At 69.5% G+C, this 15,135-nt stretch carries 14 protein-coding genes; 13 read left to right on the top strand and 1 reads right to left on the bottom strand.

Features of this window, described 5'->3' with window-relative positions:
* Positions 1-30: 30 nt before the first annotated feature.
* The 6 genes from rpe to HQ325_RS21070 all read left to right on the top strand — a co-directional run bounded on the left by rpe (position 31) and on the right by HQ325_RS21070 (position 4,675).
* On the top strand, positions 31-699 hold the full coding sequence (gene rpe / locus HQ325_RS21045) for a ribulose-phosphate 3-epimerase (protein WP_222632666.1): 669 nt from the start codon (positions 31-33) through the stop codon (positions 697-699).
* A gap of 29 nt (positions 700-728) precedes the next feature.
* Positions 729-1,727 carry a bifunctional diaminohydroxyphosphoribosylaminopyrimidine deaminase/5-amino-6-(5-phosphoribosylamino)uracil reductase RibD gene (ribD, locus tag HQ325_RS21050; RefSeq protein ID WP_222632668.1) on the top strand — a complete coding sequence of 333 codons (999 nt, stop codon included), beginning with the start codon at positions 729-731 and terminating at the stop codon, positions 1,725-1,727.
* 47 nt (positions 1,728-1,774) lie between these two features.
* On the top strand, positions 1,775-2,377 hold the full coding sequence (locus HQ325_RS21055; RefSeq protein WP_027505271.1) for a riboflavin synthase: 603 nt from the start codon (positions 1,775-1,777) through the stop codon (positions 2,375-2,377).
* Positions 2,378-2,463: 86 nt separating this feature from the next.
* Positions 2,464-3,735, top strand: coding sequence for a bifunctional 3,4-dihydroxy-2-butanone-4-phosphate synthase/GTP cyclohydrolase II (locus HQ325_RS21060; protein WP_222632248.1), 1,272 nt, complete (start codon positions 2,464-2,466; stop codon positions 3,733-3,735).
* Positions 3,735-4,220, top strand: a complete 486-nt coding sequence (gene ribH / locus HQ325_RS21065; protein ID WP_222632250.1) for a 6,7-dimethyl-8-ribityllumazine synthase — start codon at positions 3,735-3,737, stop codon at positions 4,218-4,220. The genes HQ325_RS21060 and ribH overlap by 1 nt, the downstream gene beginning before the upstream one ends.
* The gene (locus tag HQ325_RS21070; RefSeq protein WP_222632252.1) at positions 4,217-4,675 is read left to right on the top strand and encodes a PH domain-containing protein; all 459 of its coding nucleotides are present in this window, start codon (positions 4,217-4,219) and stop codon (positions 4,673-4,675) included. The genes ribH and HQ325_RS21070 overlap by 4 nt, the downstream gene beginning before the upstream one ends.
* 6 nt (positions 4,676-4,681) lie before the next feature.
* On the opposite strand, the gene HQ325_RS21075 is transcribed toward HQ325_RS21070, so the two are convergent.
* Positions 4,682-6,640 carry a gamma-glutamyltransferase family protein gene (locus tag HQ325_RS21075; RefSeq protein ID WP_374107247.1) on the bottom strand — a complete coding sequence of 653 codons (1,959 nt, stop codon included), beginning with the start codon at positions 6,638-6,640 and terminating at the stop codon, positions 4,682-4,684.
* An 83-nt stretch (positions 6,641-6,723) separates the two neighbouring features.
* On the opposite strand from HQ325_RS21075, the gene uvrC reads away from it, so the two are divergent.
* From uvrC to tpiA, 7 genes are all read left to right on the top strand, one after another.
* Positions 6,724-8,937, top strand: coding sequence for an excinuclease ABC subunit UvrC (uvrC, locus tag HQ325_RS21080; protein ID WP_308014607.1), 2,214 nt, complete (start codon positions 6,724-6,726; stop codon positions 8,935-8,937).
* Positions 8,934-9,851, top strand: coding sequence for an RNase adapter RapZ (rapZ, locus tag HQ325_RS21085; protein WP_374107248.1), 918 nt, complete (start codon positions 8,934-8,936; stop codon positions 9,849-9,851). The genes uvrC and rapZ overlap by 4 nt, the downstream gene beginning before the upstream one ends.
* Positions 9,848-10,879 (top strand): uridine diphosphate-N-acetylglucosamine-binding protein YvcK, encoded by a 1,032-nt coding sequence (gene yvcK, locus HQ325_RS21090; RefSeq protein ID WP_308014606.1) that lies wholly within the window; start codon positions 9,848-9,850, stop codon positions 10,877-10,879. The genes rapZ and yvcK overlap by 4 nt, the downstream gene beginning before the upstream one ends.
* Complete coding sequence (gene whiA, locus HQ325_RS21095) at positions 10,876-11,853, top strand: DNA-binding protein WhiA (protein WP_222632672.1); 978 nt, start codon at positions 10,876-10,878, stop codon at positions 11,851-11,853. Before yvcK ends, whiA begins: the two co-directional genes overlap by 4 nt.
* Positions 11,854-12,028: 175 nt before the next feature.
* Entirely contained in the window at positions 12,029-13,048 is a 1,020-nt protein-coding gene (gene gap / locus HQ325_RS21100; RefSeq protein WP_027505278.1) for a type I glyceraldehyde-3-phosphate dehydrogenase, read from the top strand.
* Between the two features lie 4 nt (positions 13,049-13,052).
* Positions 13,053-14,264 carry a phosphoglycerate kinase gene (pgk, locus tag HQ325_RS21105; protein WP_222632254.1) on the top strand — a complete coding sequence of 404 codons (1,212 nt, stop codon included), beginning with the start codon at positions 13,053-13,055 and terminating at the stop codon, positions 14,262-14,264.
* Between the two features lie 3 nt (positions 14,265-14,267).
* Positions 14,268-15,083: a triose-phosphate isomerase gene (gene tpiA, locus HQ325_RS21110; protein WP_222632255.1), complete on the top strand. Its 816-nt coding sequence runs from the start codon at positions 14,268-14,270 to the stop codon at positions 15,081-15,083.
* Positions 15,084-15,135 lie beyond the last annotated feature (52 nt).

A 15,135-nucleotide genomic window follows, 5' to 3' on the forward strand; every position in this document is an offset into this window, starting at 1 on the left:
TCGCCCGTGGCCCCGACTCCGCAGCACCCGATGATCGCACCGTCCATCCTGTCCGCCGATTTCGCGCGGCTCGCCGACGAGGCCGCGGCCGTCGCGGGCAGCGACTGGCTGCACGTCGACGTGATGGACGCGCACTTCGTCCCGAATCTCACCCTGGGTCTGCCCGTGGTGGAGAGCCTGCTGAAGGCGACCGACATCCCGCTCGACTGCCACCTCATGATCGAGGACCCGGCCCGCTGGGCGCCGCCCTACGCCGAAGCCGGCGCGTACAACGTGACGTTCCACGCCGAGGCCACCGACGATCCGCGCGCCGTCGCTCGCGACATCCGGGCGGCGGGCGCGAAGGCCGGGCTGTCGGTCAAGCCCGGTACCTCGATCGAGCCGTACCTGGAGGTCCTGAAGGACTTCGACACGCTGTTGATCATGAGCGTCGAACCGGGATTCGGCGGCCAGAGCTTCATGCCGGAGGTGCTGGACAAGGCTCGCGCCGTCCGCCGGCTGGTCGATTCGGGTGAACTGACGCTGGTGATCGAGATCGACGGTGGCATCAACGCCGACACCGTGGAGCAGGCCGCTGCCGCGGGCATCGACTGCTTCGTCGCGGGCTCGGCGGTGTACTCGACCAGTGACCCCGCGGGTGCCGTGCGTTCGCTGCGTGAGTCCGCCGCGAGCGCGTCGCCCCACCTGTCCGGCCGGTGACCGAAAGCCTCGACCCGATCGACTCCGCGATGCGGCGGGCGATCGAGGCGTCGGTCGCCGCCCGCGGTGTCAGCACTCCCAATCCTCCCGTCGGCGCCGTCGTCCTGGATCGGGACGGGCTGGTCGTCGGGGTCGGCGCCACCGCCACACCGGGCGGCCCCCACGCGGAGGTCGCCGCGCTCGCGGAGGCGGGCGAACGCGCGCGCGGCGGCACCGCCGTGGTGACGCTGGAGCCGTGCGACCACACGGGGCGCACGGGCCCGTGCTCGCAGGCGCTGCTGCGTGCGGGTGTCGTCCGCGTCGTGCACGCGCTCCGCGATCCGAACCTGGTGGCGTCGGGCGGCGCGGAGACGCTGCGCCGTGCCGGCGTCGACGTACGGTCCGGCGTCCTCGCCGATCTCGTCGCGGCCGGGCCGATGCGTGCCTGGCTGCATCGGCAGCGCACCGGGCGGCCGATGCTCACGTGGAAGTACGCCGCCACGCTCGACGGCCGCACCGCGGCACCGGACAGCACCAGCCGCTGGATCACGGGGGAGATCGCTCGCGCACACGTCCACGCCGAGCGCGCCCGGGTCGACGCCGTCGTCGTCGGTACCGGGACCGTGCTCGCCGACGATCCGGTGCTGACGGCGCGACTGCCCGACGGGTCGCTCGCCGCACACCAGCCGGTCCGCGTGGTCGTCGGGCTTCGCGACATCCCTGCCGGGTCTCGGATCCTCGACGACTCCGCCCCCACCCGCATCGTGCGGACCCGTGACCCGCTCGCGGTGATGGAGGCCCTCGCGGATCTGACCGACGTGGTGCTGGAGGGCGGATCGACCCTCACCGGAGCGTTCCTGTCGGCGGGCCTCGTCGACCGCGTCACGGCGTACATCGCCCCCGTCGTGCTGGGTGAGGGCCCGACCGCCGTGCGGGGGACAGGTGTCGGAACAATTGCCGACGCGCTGAGGTTCCGACGAGAGTCGGTGGAGACGCTGGGCGACGATCTGCTCGTCCAACTGGCTCCGCTACGGTCGTCCGACCACTGAGCCGAACAGAGATCACTGCACCAGCTGGTGCCGAGAGGATGACGAGCATGTTCACCGGAATCGTCGAGGAACTGGGCAGTGTCACCGCCAAGGAGGATCTGGCGGACGCGGCTCGCTTCACCGTGCGTGGCCCGCTGGTCACCTCCGATGCGTCGCACGGCGATTCGATCGCCGTGAACGGTGTGTGCCTCACCGTCGTCGAGGTAGCGGACGGCGCGTTCACGGCCGACGTGATGCAGGAGACACTGAACCGTTCGTCACTGCAGTCCCTGGCCGTGGGGTCACCGGTCAACCTCGAGCGTGCCGCCTCGCTCGCGTCGCGGCTCGGTGGGCATCTCGTCCAGGGCCACGTCGACGGGACCGGGGTGGTGCTCTCGCGCACCCCGTCGGACAACTGGACCGTGGTACGCATCTCGCTGCCCCGTGACATCGCGCGATACGTCGTGCACAAGGGGTCCATCACGGTCGACGGGGTGTCGCTGACGGTGTCCGCACTGGGCGGCGAGAAGGACGATCAGTACTTCGAGATCTCCCTGATTCCTACCACCCTGTCGCTCACCACACTGGGCGAGGCCGAGGCGGGAACGCAGGTCAACCTCGAGGTCGACGTGATCGCCAAGTACGTCGAGCGGTTGCAGAAGGTCGACTGAACATCGGCCCCCGCAGCGGGGGTCGTAGTCTTGAGAACACAGGATCTGCCCGACACTGCGGGCAGCAGACGTGGGGAGCGCACGGCGTGACCAGGTTCGACACCATCGAGCGCGCTGTCGCCGACATCGCCGCCGGCAAGGCCGTCGTCGTCGTCGACGACGAGGACCGCGAGAACGAGGGCGATCTCATCTTCGCCGCAGAGAAGGCAACACCGGAGCTGGTGGCCTTCATGGTGCGGTACACCTCGGGATACCTCTGCGTTCCCCTGTCGGGCGAGGACTGCGATCGCCTCGGCCTGCCTCCCATGTACTCCACGAACCAGGACAAGCACGGCACCGCGTACACCGTGACCGTCGACGCTCGCGTCGGTATCGGTACGGGCATCTCGGCCTCGGACCGCGCCGCGACCATGCGTCTGCTCGCGGATCCCGACACCGGCGCGAACGACTTCACCCGTCCCGGTCACGTCGTCCCGTTGCGGGCGAAGGAGGGCGGCGTGCTGCGCCGCCCCGGCCACACCGAGGCCGCGGTCGACCTCGCCCGGATGGCGGATCTGCGCCCGGCCGGCGTCATCTGCGAGATCGTGTCGCAGAAGGACGAGGGCGAGATGGCCCGGACGGACGAGCTCCGTGTGTTCGCCGACGACCACGACCTCGCACTCATCTCCATCGCCGACCTCATCGCGTGGCGGCGCAAGCACGAGAAGCACGTGGTGCGCATCGCCGAGGCACGCATCCCGACGGCGCACGGCGAGTTCCGCGCGGTGGGCTACCAGAGCGTCTACGAGGACGTCGAGCACGTGGCCCTGGTGCGCGGCGACATCGCCGGACCCGACGGCGACGGCAGCGACGTGCTGGTCCGTGTCCACTCCGAGTGTCTGACCGGTGACGTGTTCGGCTCCCTGCGCTGCGACTGCGGTCCGCAGTTGGACGCGGCGCTGGACATGGTGGCGCAGGAGGGTCGCGGAGTCGTGCTCTACATGCGCGGTCACGAGGGCCGTGGCATCGGCCTGCTGCACAAGTTGCAGGCCTACCAGCTGCAGGACGCCGGTACCGACACCGTCGACGCGAACCTCGCGCTCGGTCTGCCCGCCGACGCGCGGGACTACGGCATCGGAGCGCAGATCCTCGTCGACCTGGGCATCTCGTCGATGCGTCTGCTGACCAACAACCCGGCCAAGCGGGTCGGCCTCGACGGCTACGGCCTGCACATCACCGAGCGGGTGCCGATGCCGCTGCGTGCCAACGCCGAGAACCTCACCTACCTGCGCACCAAGCGCGACCGGATGGGCCACGATCTCGTGGGACTCGACGATTTCGAGACACCGGCGGTCACCCCCGACGCGGGTGGCCTCTGATGAGCGGCGAGGGCGAACCCGTGCTGCAGCTCTCGGGCGCCGAGGATCTCGAGGTCGCGATCGTCGCGGGCCAGTGGCACGAGAAGGTCAGCGCCGCACTCGTGGACGGCGCACTCCGTAAGGCCGACGAGGTGGGGCTGCGGAACGTGACACTCGTGCGCGTCGCCGGAGCCATCGAGATCCCCGTGGTCGCACAGCAGCTCGCTCGCACGCACGACGCGGTGGTCGCACTGGGCGTCGTGATCCGGGGCGGGACCCCGCACTTCGAGTACGTGTGCGACGCGGTGACCGCCGGGTTGACCCGAGTGTCCCTGGACGAGTCCACTCCGGTCACCAACGGGGTGCTCACCGTGAACGACGAACAGCAGGCACTCGATCGCGCAGGTCTTCCGGGGTCCAAGGAGGACAAGGGTGCGCAAGCCGTCGCAGCGGCCGTCGACACGGCGTTGACGCTGAAGGGGCTGCGTCACGGGAGTCCGTCGTGACCGAACCGTCGGGCCCGCAGTGGGAACTCGAGGCGCGGCCGCGCAAGAGCGCGAAGTACGCCGTCGGCGTCGCCGCACTCCTCGTCATCGTGCACACCACCCTGGGAATCCTGCTGCGGACCGGCAACACCGGCGTGTTCTTCCAGCGCGTGGATCAGTTCGCCATGATCGCCATCGGATGCGGCATGGCTGCGGGCGTGCTGCTGCTCACTCGTCCCCGGATCAAGGTCGGCGCGCAGGGCGTGTTGGTGCGCAACCTCGTCACCGAGAAACTGATCCCGTGGGACCTGGTGCGGGGTTTGTCCTTCTCGCCCGGATCGAGCTGGGCTCGCGTGGAACTACCCGACGACGAGTACGTGCCGGTCATGGCGATCCAGTCGAACGATCGCGAGTACGCGGTGCACGCCGCGCGTACATTCCGCTCTCTCGAGCGGAAGTACGCCGCAGCGAGCTGACCGCGCTCACCCGATCCCGTCTCCCATGACGACGCCCTCGCGTCGGGGATCGGCGCCGCCGATCCAGCCGTCGTCCGTTCGGACGAGCGCACTCGAGCCGCTGGACTGATCGGCCACCGACACCTGGTGGCCCATCGACCGCAGAGCCGACACCAGCGGGTCCGCGGCACCGTCGTTCTGCGCGTCGATGTTCGGATGCTCGCCGCCCACGTTCGTCGTCGGGGCGTTGGCCGCACCCACGTTGACGGCGGACACGGCCTGCTGCGGATCGAGACCCCAGTCGAGCATGCCGACGAGGTTCTTCACGACGAACTGGATGATCACCGAACCGCCGGGTGATCCGGTCACCAGTCGCACGTCGCCTCGCGCGCCGTCGTCCCCCCGGTCGAACACGATCGTCGGCGCCATGGAACTGCGGGGACGCTTGCCGGGCTCGACACGGTTGGCCACGGGCACTCCGTCGGGCCCCTCGGGTGCGGCGGAGAAGTCGGTCAACTGGTTGTTGAGAAGGAAGCCCTCCGTCATGTGGAAGGAGCCGAACGCCGACTCCACCGTGGTGGTCATCGACGCGACGTTCCCCGCGCTGTCCACGATGCTGAGGTGACTGGTCCCTGCCTCCGGTCCGGCGTAGCTGCTCAGGGGTATCGGACCGAAGTCGCCCGGCTGAGCCGTGCCCATGCTGCGGGCGGGATCGATGATGCGGGCGCGCTGCTCGAGGTAGTCCGGATCGAGCAACGCGGCGGGGCTGCCGCCGGGCAGGGGGATGTAGTCGGGATCGGCGACGTACTTGTCGCGGTCGGCGTACGCGAGGCGCTCCGCCTCGGCGATGAGATGGACGCCCTCCGCGTCGGGGACTCCGCCGTCGGCATCGGGGGAGGCGGGTGCGTACTGCGCCATGTCGAAGTGGGACAGGATGCCCATCGTGGACGCGACCGCGATACCACCCGACGACGGGCCCGGCATGCCGCACACGTCCGTGTCGCGGTACGGCACGCACACCGCGTCCCGCTCCTTCGCCTCGTATCCGGCGAGATCGTCGAGTGTCAGCCGGCCGGGCGTGCGCCCGCCCGTCGTGTCCGCCGTCGCGTCGACGATCGACTGCGCCAGCGCGCCGGTGTAGAACGCGTCGGCACCCTCGGTGGCGATCGCGCCGAGCGTCTTGGCCATCGCGGGGTTCGTCAGCGTCGTCCCCGCCGCCTTCGGGCTGCCGTCCGGCTCGAGGAAGTACTCACGCGAGGCGGGGTCGAGTGCGAGTTTCGGCGCCGAGTCCGCAATGGACGACGCCATCCGCGGACTGATCTCGAAGCCGTCGTCGGACAGCGCGATGGCCGGATCGAACAGTGACCGCCACTCCTTGCTGCCGTGATCGCGATGGACGTCGTCCAGCATGCGCACGACGCCGGGGACGCCGATCGCGCGTCCGCTCGACCGGGCATCGGGCTTCGGCACGGACAGATCGGCGGGCGCACCCGGGGCAGCCGTGTCGTCGACGAAGCGCAGATAGTTCGCGGTGGCCGAAGCGGGCGCCGTCTCGCGGCCGTCGTAGGCACGCAGACTGCTCGACTCCGCGTCGTAGTAGAGGAGAAAGGCGCCGCCGCCGATACCGGAGCTCTGCGGCTCGACCAGTCCGAGCACCGTCTGTGCCGCGACCAGCGCGTCGGCCGCGGTGCCGCCGTCGCGCAGCACCTCGCACGCCGCCTCCGTCGACACCGGGTTGGCGGTCGACACCGCGTACGTGGCGGTGCGCACCGCGGTCATTCCGGTGCGGTAGCCGGTGGCGACCTCCGGCGCACCGTCCGGTCCCGTGCCCGCGTCCGCGATGACGGGGGTGCCGCCTCCGCCCGCGACGCACGAGGGGGTCGAGTCGGCAGCGTCGTCACCGCCGCCCGAGGAGCAGGACACGGCGGTGAGGGCGACGACGGCCGCGAGGGCGAGAGGACGGGTCAGTGATCGGCGGGGAGTCACCGTTCCATGACACCGCGTCCTCGCGTGGTTCGCAGCCCGAACGGCGGATTTCGACTGTCGGTCACGACGACTACCGTGGAGGTGTGTCCGACCCCGCTACGTACCGCCCGGCCACCGGAACCATTCCGGTCGAGCCAGGGGTCTACAAATTTCGTGATCCGCACGGCCGCGTCATCTACGTCGGCAAGGCGAAGAGCCTGCGAAGCCGTCTCAATTCCTACTTCGCCGACATCGCCGGCCTGCATCCGCGCACTCGTCAGATGGTCACCACGGCTGCCGGCGTCGAATGGACCGTCGTCACCACCGAAGTGGAGGCGCTCCAGCTCGAGTACAACTGGATCAAGGAGTTCGATCCTCGATTCAACGTCCGGTACCGGGACGACAAGAGCTACCCGATGCTCGCGGTCACGCTGAACGAGGAGTACCCGCGGTTGTTCGTCTACCGCGGGCCTCGGCGCAAGGGTGTGCGCTACTTCGGCCCGTACGCGCACGCGTGGGCGATTCGCGAGACGTTGGACCTGCTGTTGCGGGTGTTCCCGGCGCGGACGTGCTCCGCTGGAGTGTTCAAGCGGCACAACCAGATCGGTCGGCCCTGTCTGCTCGGGTACATCGACAAGTGCTCGGCGCCGTGCGTCGGACGCGTGTCGGCGGCCGAACACCGTGCGACCGTCGAGAACTTCTGCGACTTCCTGTCCGGCAAGACCGACAAGCTCGTCCGCGAGCTCGAGAACCGGATGCAGAAGGCGTCGGAGGACCTGGACTTCGAGACGGCGGCTCGGCTGCGCGACGATGTGGGGGCTCTGCGGCGCGCGCTGGAGAAGCAGGCCGTGGTGCTCGGCGACGGCACGGACGCCGACCTCGTCGCCTTCGCGAGCGACGATCTCGAAGCGGCGGTCCAGGTGTTCCACGTCCGCGGCGGTCGCGTGCGCGGCCAGCGCGGGTGGGTCGTGGAGAAGGCAGGCGAGGTGATCGACGCCGCGGTCGCGGCCGAGGCGACGTCCGCCGGGGCCGACGACCGTGCCGAGGCGCAGGACGCTCCGGTGGACGCGGAGGCGGCGTCCGATCTGCCGGCGCTCGTCGAGCAGTTCCTCACCCAGTTCTACGGCGAGCAGGCCTCGCTGTCGTCGTCCACCGAGGACGCCGCTGCCAACGCCGTACCCCGCGAGGTGCTCGTTCCGGTGCTGCCGCCGAACGCCGACGAGGTGCAGGCGTGGCTCAGTTCGCTGCGCGGGTCCGCGGTGCAGCTACGGGTGCCTCGTCGCGGCGACAAGAAGGAGCTCGCCAAGACGGTGTATCGCAACGCCGTCGAAGCGCTCCAGCAGCACAAGATGAAGCGAGCGGGCGACTTCACGTCGCGCTCCGCAGCGTTGCAGGGCATCCAGGAAGCGCTCGACCTCGACAGTGCACCGTTGCGCATCGAGTGCATCGACATCTCGCACGTCCAGGGCACCGACGTGGTCGCGTCGCTGGTGGTGTTCGAGGACGGGTTGCCGCGCAAGAGCGACTACCGCCACTACTCCATCAAGGAGGCTGCGGGAGACGGTCACTCGGACGATGTCGCGAGCATCGCCGAGGTCACACGCCGACGGTTCCTGCGTCACGGCAAGGACTCCGGCGGCGATCTGGCTCCCGAGGCCTCCCTCGACCCGCAGACGGGTCGGCCCCGCCGCTTCGCCTACCCGCCCAACCTCTTCGTCGTCGACGGCGGCGCTCCGCAGGTTGCCGCTGCGGCCGAGGTGCTCGACGAGCTGGGTGTCACCGACGTCGCGGTAGTGGGTCTCGCGAAACGACTCGAGGAGGTGTGGGTGCCGGGGGAGAGCGACCCCGTGATCCTGCCGCGCACCAGCGAGTCGCTGTACCTCCTTCAGCGGGTTCGCGACGAGGCGCACCGCTTCGCCATCACGTTCCATCGCAGCAAGCGGTCCAAGCGCATGACGGCGTCCGCGCTGGACTCGGTGCGCGGGCTCGGCGAGGCGCGTCGCACGGCGTTGGTGACGCACTTCGGCTCGGTGGCCAACCTCAAGCAGGCCGAGGTGTCCGAGATCGTCAAGGTGCCGGGTATCGGCGAGACGACGGCACGCGCCGTCCTCGAGGCACTGGGAGTTCCACAGGACCAGGACGCGCCGGCTGCCGCGGTCTCGTCGGAACCGACCGCGGTCCCCGACAACGAAGCGGACAGCGCCCCGGTACGACATGATGAACGCACCGACGGCAGCGACCGTGACGAGATGCCGGCATCGTCCGGTGAGCCGCTGTCGGTGGCCGCGCATCGAGGAACAGGACACCGGGACGAGTGAACGTGCAGCGAGAGCAGGTGGGTGACCCCGTTCGACCGCACTCCGACATCGACGTCGCTCTGGTCACAGGGCTGTCCGGGGCCGGGCTCGGCACGGCGGCGAAGGTCCTCGAGGATCTGGGCTGGTATGTCGCCGACAACATGCCGCCGGAGTTGATCACTCGCATGATCGAGATCGGTCGCACGTCGGACCCGGGCATCGAGCGACTCGCATTGGTGGTCGACGTCCGCAGCCGATTGTTCAACGGCGACGTCGGCACCCTGCTGGCTGATCTGGCCGCCGACGGGGTGCGCCCGCGGGTGCTGTTCCTGGATGCGTCCGACGACGTGCTGATCCGGCGATTCGAGTCGGTGCGCCGCAGTCATCCACTGCAGAACTACGGCGTGGACGGCACCCTCACCGAGGGCATCTCGGACGAGCGGGCACGGTTGGCCACAGTCAAGGAGGCCGCGGACATCGTCATCGACACGAGCTCGCTCTCCGTGCACGGACTGCGTGATCGCGTCGCCGCGGCGTTCGGCGACGACGTGGTGGGCACCGTGGCCGTCACCGTCGAGTCCTTCGGCTTCAAGTACGGGGTACCGCTCGACGCGGACGTGCTGTGCGACATGCGCTTCCTCCCGAACCCGCACTGGATCCCCGAGCTGCGCCCGCTCACCGGCAAGGACGCCGGCGTGCGGGACTACGTGCTGGGCCAGCCGGACGCCGAGGAGTACCTCGAGCTGTACCACCGCCTGCTGAACATGACGCTCGCCGGCTACCGGCGCGAGGGCAAGCGGTACATGACCGTCGCGGTCGGCTGCACCGGCGGCAAGCATCGCAGCGTCGCCATGACCGAGGCGCTCGCCGAACGGCTGCGGGCCGATGCCGACACCAGTGTCCGCGTCGTGCACCGCGACCTGGGTCGAGAGTGAGCGCGGACGGCGGACGCGGCGACGACGACGCTCCGCACATCGTCGCGCTCGGCGGCGGACACGGCCTCTACGCCACTCTCTCCGCCGTACGGTCGCTCTCCACCCGGGTGACGGCGGTGGTCACCGTGGCCGACGACGGCGGGTCGTCCGGCCGATTACGCGCGGAGCTCGGCATGATCCCGCCCGGCGATCTGCGCATGGCGCTCGCGGCGCTGGCCGCGGAGACGCCGCAGGGCAGACTCTGGGCCGACATCCTGCAGCACCGTTTCGGCGGCAGCGGCGCGCTCGCCGGACACTCCGTGGGCAATCTTCTGCTCGCCGGACTGTCCGAGGTGCTCGGTGACCCGGTCGCCGCACTCGACGAGGCCGCGCGGCTACTCGGTGTCGACGGTCGGGTGCTGCCGATGTCGCCCATCGCCCTCGACATCGAGGCGGACGTGTCGGGACTCGAATCCGATCCCCGGGTGAGTCGCGTCATCCGCGGACAGGTGGCCGTTGCCACCACCCCGGGCAAGGTGCGGCGCGTCCGACTGCGACCGTCCGATCCGCCGGCCACCGAGCAGGCCGTCACCGCCGTGGGTGCCGCCGACCTCGTCGTGCTCGGACCCGGGTCCTGGTTCTCCAGCGTGTTGCCGCACGTCCTCGTGCCCGAGCTGGCCTCGGCGCTGCGCGCCACGGAGGCCCGCAAGGTGCTGGTGCTCAATCTCGGGCCGGAGCCGGGGGAGACCACGGGATTCTCGGCGGAGCGCCATCTGCACGTACTGTCCCAACACGCGCCGGGTTTTCGGGTGCATCACGTGGTGGTCGACTCGACGTCGGTGCCACCGGGGTCCGAGCGTGATCACCTCGCGAGGGCCGCCGCGGTGTTCGGCGCCGACGTGATCCACGCCGACGTCGCGGGGGCGACACCACACGCACACGACCCGAGCAAGCTCGCGGCCGTGTTCGCCGCTGTTCTCGAGGGCGCCGATCGGGCCGACCTCGACAGCAGCATCGACAGCAGGAAGGGATCGACGTCGTGGCCATGACAGCCGATGTCAAGGACGAACTGAGCCGCCTCACCATCACGGCGGTCAGCTGCCGCAAGGCGGAGGTCGCCGCGTTGCTGCGCTTCGCCGGGGGGCTGCACATCGTGGCCGGTCGCGTCGTCGTCGAGGCGGAGGTGGACCAGCTGTCCATCGCCCGACGGCTCAAGCGTGAGGTGTTCGATCTGTTCGGCTACAACGCGGACGTGCACTCGATAGGCGCCGGCGGTCTGCGCAAGTCGACCCGCTACATCGTGCGGGTAGCCAAGGACGGCGAAGCTCTCGCGCGCCAGACCGGGCTTCTCGACATGCGTGGTCGGCCGGTGCGCGGACTCCCCGCCCAGGTGGTGGGCGGCACCGTCGCCGACTCCGAGGCGGCCTGGCGCGGCGCCTTCCTCGCGCACGGCTCGCTCACCGAACCCGGCCGGTCGTCGGCGCTCGAGGTCAGCTGCCCCGGACCCGAGGCAGCCCTCGCACTGGTCGGCGCTGCCCGCCGGCTCGGTGTGTCGGCCAAGGCCCGCGAGGTGCGCGGCGCCGATCGCGTGGTCGTGCGTGACGGCGAGGCCATCGGTGTCCTGCTCACCCGGATGGGTGCCCAGGACACCCGACTGACGTGGGAGGAGCGCCGCATGCGCCGCGAGGTGCGGGCCACGGCCAACCGTCTCGCGAACTTCGACGACGCCAATCTCCGACGCTCCGCACGGGCGGCCGTCGCAGCCGCGGCGCGAGTCGAGCGGGCGCTCGCCATTCTCGGCGAGGATGTTCCCGACCACCTCGCCGCGGCGGGTCACCTGCGCGTGCAGCACCGCCAGGCGTCGCTCGAGGAGCTCGGGCAGCTCGCCGATCCGCCCATGACGAAGGACGCGGTGGCGGGCCGGATCCGTCGACTGCTGTCCATGGCCGACCGCAAGGCCAAGGACTCGGGTATCCCGGACACGGAGTCGGCCGTCACCGCCGACCTGCTCGACGAGGCGTGACCTCGAGTGCCTGACCGAGAACTGCATCACCCGGAACCATTAGGGTGATCACAGGTCACGGAGCGCCCCGGGCGCCCGTGACGGACACGTCCGCACCATCACGTGCGGTAGAGGAAAGCGGTGCACGACCCGTGCACCGACGCGGAACACGAGTTTCAACACAAAGGAGCGAACAGTGACGGTTCGGGTTGGCGTGAACGGCTTCGGTCGTATCGGACGTAACTTCTTCCGGGCGGTCGATGCGCAGAAGGCGCTCGGCACCACCGACATCGAGATCGTTGCGGTCAACGACCTCACCGACAATGCAACGCTCGCTCACCTGCTCAAGTACGACTCCATCCTCGGTCGCCTCCCGCACGACGTCTCGCTCGAGGGCGACGACACCATCGTCGTCGGCGACCGGAAGATCAAGGCGCTCTCGCTGCGCGAAGGCCCCTCCGCCCTGCCGTGGGGAGACCTCGGCGTCGACGTCGTCGTCGAGTCCACCGGCATCTTCACCGACGCGTCGAAGGCTCAGGGCCACATCGACGCCGGTGCCAAGAAGGTCATCATCTCCGCGCCGGCCAAGGGCGAGGACATCACCATCGTCATGGGCGTCAACGACGACAAGTACGACGGCAGCCAGAACATCATCTCCAACGCCTCGTGCACCACCAACTGCCTCGGCCCCATCGCCAAGGTGCTCGACGACGAGTTCGGCATCGTCAAGGGCCTCATGACGACGATCCACGCGTACACCCAGGACCAGAACCTGCAGGACGGCCCGCATTCGGACCTGCGTCGCGCCCGCGCCGCCGCGCTCAACGTCGTGCCCACCGGCACCGGCGCCGCGAAGGCCATCGGCCTGGTGCTCCCGCAGCTGCTCGGCAAGCTCGACGGCTACGCGCTGCGCGTCCCGATCCCCACGGGCTCGGTCACCGACCTCACCGCGCAGGTGCGCAAGACCGCTTCGGTCGAGGAGATCAACGCCGCCATGAAGGCAGCAGCCGAGGGCCCGCTGAAGGGCATCCTGAAGTACACCGACGCACCGATCGTCTCTTCGGACATCGTAACCGACCCGGCGTCGTCGATCTTCGACTCGGGTCTGACCAAGGTCATCGAGGACCAGGTCAAGATCGTCTCCTGGTACGACAACGAGTGGGGCTACTCCAACCGTCTCGTCGACCTTATCGGACTCGTCGGAAAGTCGCTCTGACCCGATGGCCGTCAAGACACTGCAGGATCTCATCGACGAGGGCGTCGACGGACGCGGCGTGCTCGTCCGTGCCGATTTCAACGTCCCGCTCGACGACGGGCAGATCACGGACGCCGGCCGTATCGAGGCGTCTCTCCCGACGCTGAAGACGCTGCTCGAGGCGGGTGCCAAGCTCATCGTGACCGCGCACCTCGGCCGGCCGGAGGGCAAGCCGGACGCCGCGTTCTCGTTGGCTCCGGTCGCGGCGAAGCTCGGCGAACTGCTGGGACGCCACGTCCAGCTCGCCGGTGACGTCGTCGGTCAGGACGCCGAGGCTCGCGCCGAGGGTCTGACCGACGGAGACGTTCTTCTGCTGGAGAACATCCGCTTCGACCCGCGCGAGACCAGCAAGGACGATGCCGAGCGGCTGGCGCTGGCGAAGGAACTGGCCACGCTGGCCGGCGACGACGCCGCGTTCGTGTCCGACGGCTTCGGTGTGGTGCACCGCAAGCAGGCGTCGGTCTACGACGTCGCGACGCTGCTCCCGCACTACGCGGGCACGCTCGTCGCGACCGAGGTCGACGTCCTGACGAAGCTGACCGAGACCCCCGAGCGTCCCTACGCCGTGGTGCTCGGCGGCTCCAAGGTGTCCGACAAGATCGGTGTCATCGAGGCGCTGGCGCCGAAGGTCGACACGCTGGTCATCGGCGGCGGCATGGCCTTCACCTTCCTTGCAGCGCAGGGGTATTCGGTGGGCACGTCGCTGCTGCAGGAAGATCGCGTCGAGACGTGCAAAGACCTGCTCGAGCGTTTCGGTGACGTCATCCACCTTCCGACGGACGTCGTCGTCGCCGACAGCTTCTCCGCCGACGCCGAGTCGAAGACGGTGAAGGCGTCGGAGATCCCCGACGGCTGGATGGGTCTGGACGTGGGACCCGACTCGGTGGACCGGTTCGAGGCGGTGCTGAGCAACGCCAAGACCATCTTCTGGAACGGACCCGCCGGCGTCTTCGAGTTCGAGAAGTTCTCGAAGGGCACCGAAGGTATCGCCCGGGCGATCATCGCGGCGACCACGAAGGGCGCGTTCAGTGTCGTGGGCGGTGGCGACTCCGCCGCGGCCGTGCGCACACTGGGCCTCCCGGACGCCGGTTTCTCGCACATCTCCACCGGTGGCGGTGCCTCCCTCGAGTACCTCGAGGGCAAGCAGCTCCCCGGCCTGTCGGTACTGGAGGGCTGAACCATGACATCTCCACGAGCTTCGCTCGACCGTAAGGCCAGAACCCCGTTCATCGCCGGCAACTGGAAGATGAATCTGAACCACCTCGAGTCCATCGCGCTGGTACAGAAGATCGCCTTCTCCCTGCCCGCGAAGTACTTCGAGAAGGTCGACGTCGCGGTCATCCCGCCGTTCACCGACATCCGCAGTGTCCAGACGTTGATCGAGGGCGACAAGCTCCTGCTCACGTTCGGCGCACAGGATCTCTCGCCGCACGACTCCGGCGCGTACACCGGCGACATCAGCGGTGCCTTCCTGGCCAAGCTGGGGTGCACGTACGTCGTGGTCGGTCACTCGGAGCGTCGCGCCGGACACGGCGAGACCGACGAGACGGTGCTCGCCAAGACCAAGGCCGCACTGAAGCACGGACTCGTGCCGATCGTCTGCATCGGTGAGGGTCTCGAGGTGCGCGAGGCCGGCGAGCACGTCGCGTTCAACGTCGAGCAGCTCCGCGGGTCCCTCGCGGGTCTGAGTGCCGAGGAGATCGGGAAGATCGTCGTCGCGTACGAGCCGGTGTGGGCCATCGGTACCGGCCGCGTGGCCAGTGCCGCGGACGCGCAGGAGGTCTGCGGAGCCATCCGTCAGGAGCTGGCGTCGCTCGCCGACGTCGACACCGCGGCGGCGGTCCGTGTGCTGTACGGCGGATCGGTCAGCTCGAAGAACGTGGGCGAGATCGTCGGCCAGACCGACGTCGACGGTGCACTGGTGGGCGGAGCGTCGCTGAAGGCGGACGAGTTCGCCACCCTGTGTGCCATCGCCGCCGGGGGACCGCTTCCCTGACCCACCGCGCATCACCGATCGAAGGGCACGTCGCACACGCGACGTGCCCTTC

This window comes from Rhodococcus sp. BP-349 (assembly GCF_019835845.1).
In the GTDB taxonomy this organism is placed as follows: Bacteria; Actinomycetota; Actinomycetes; order Mycobacteriales; family Mycobacteriaceae; genus Rhodococcoides.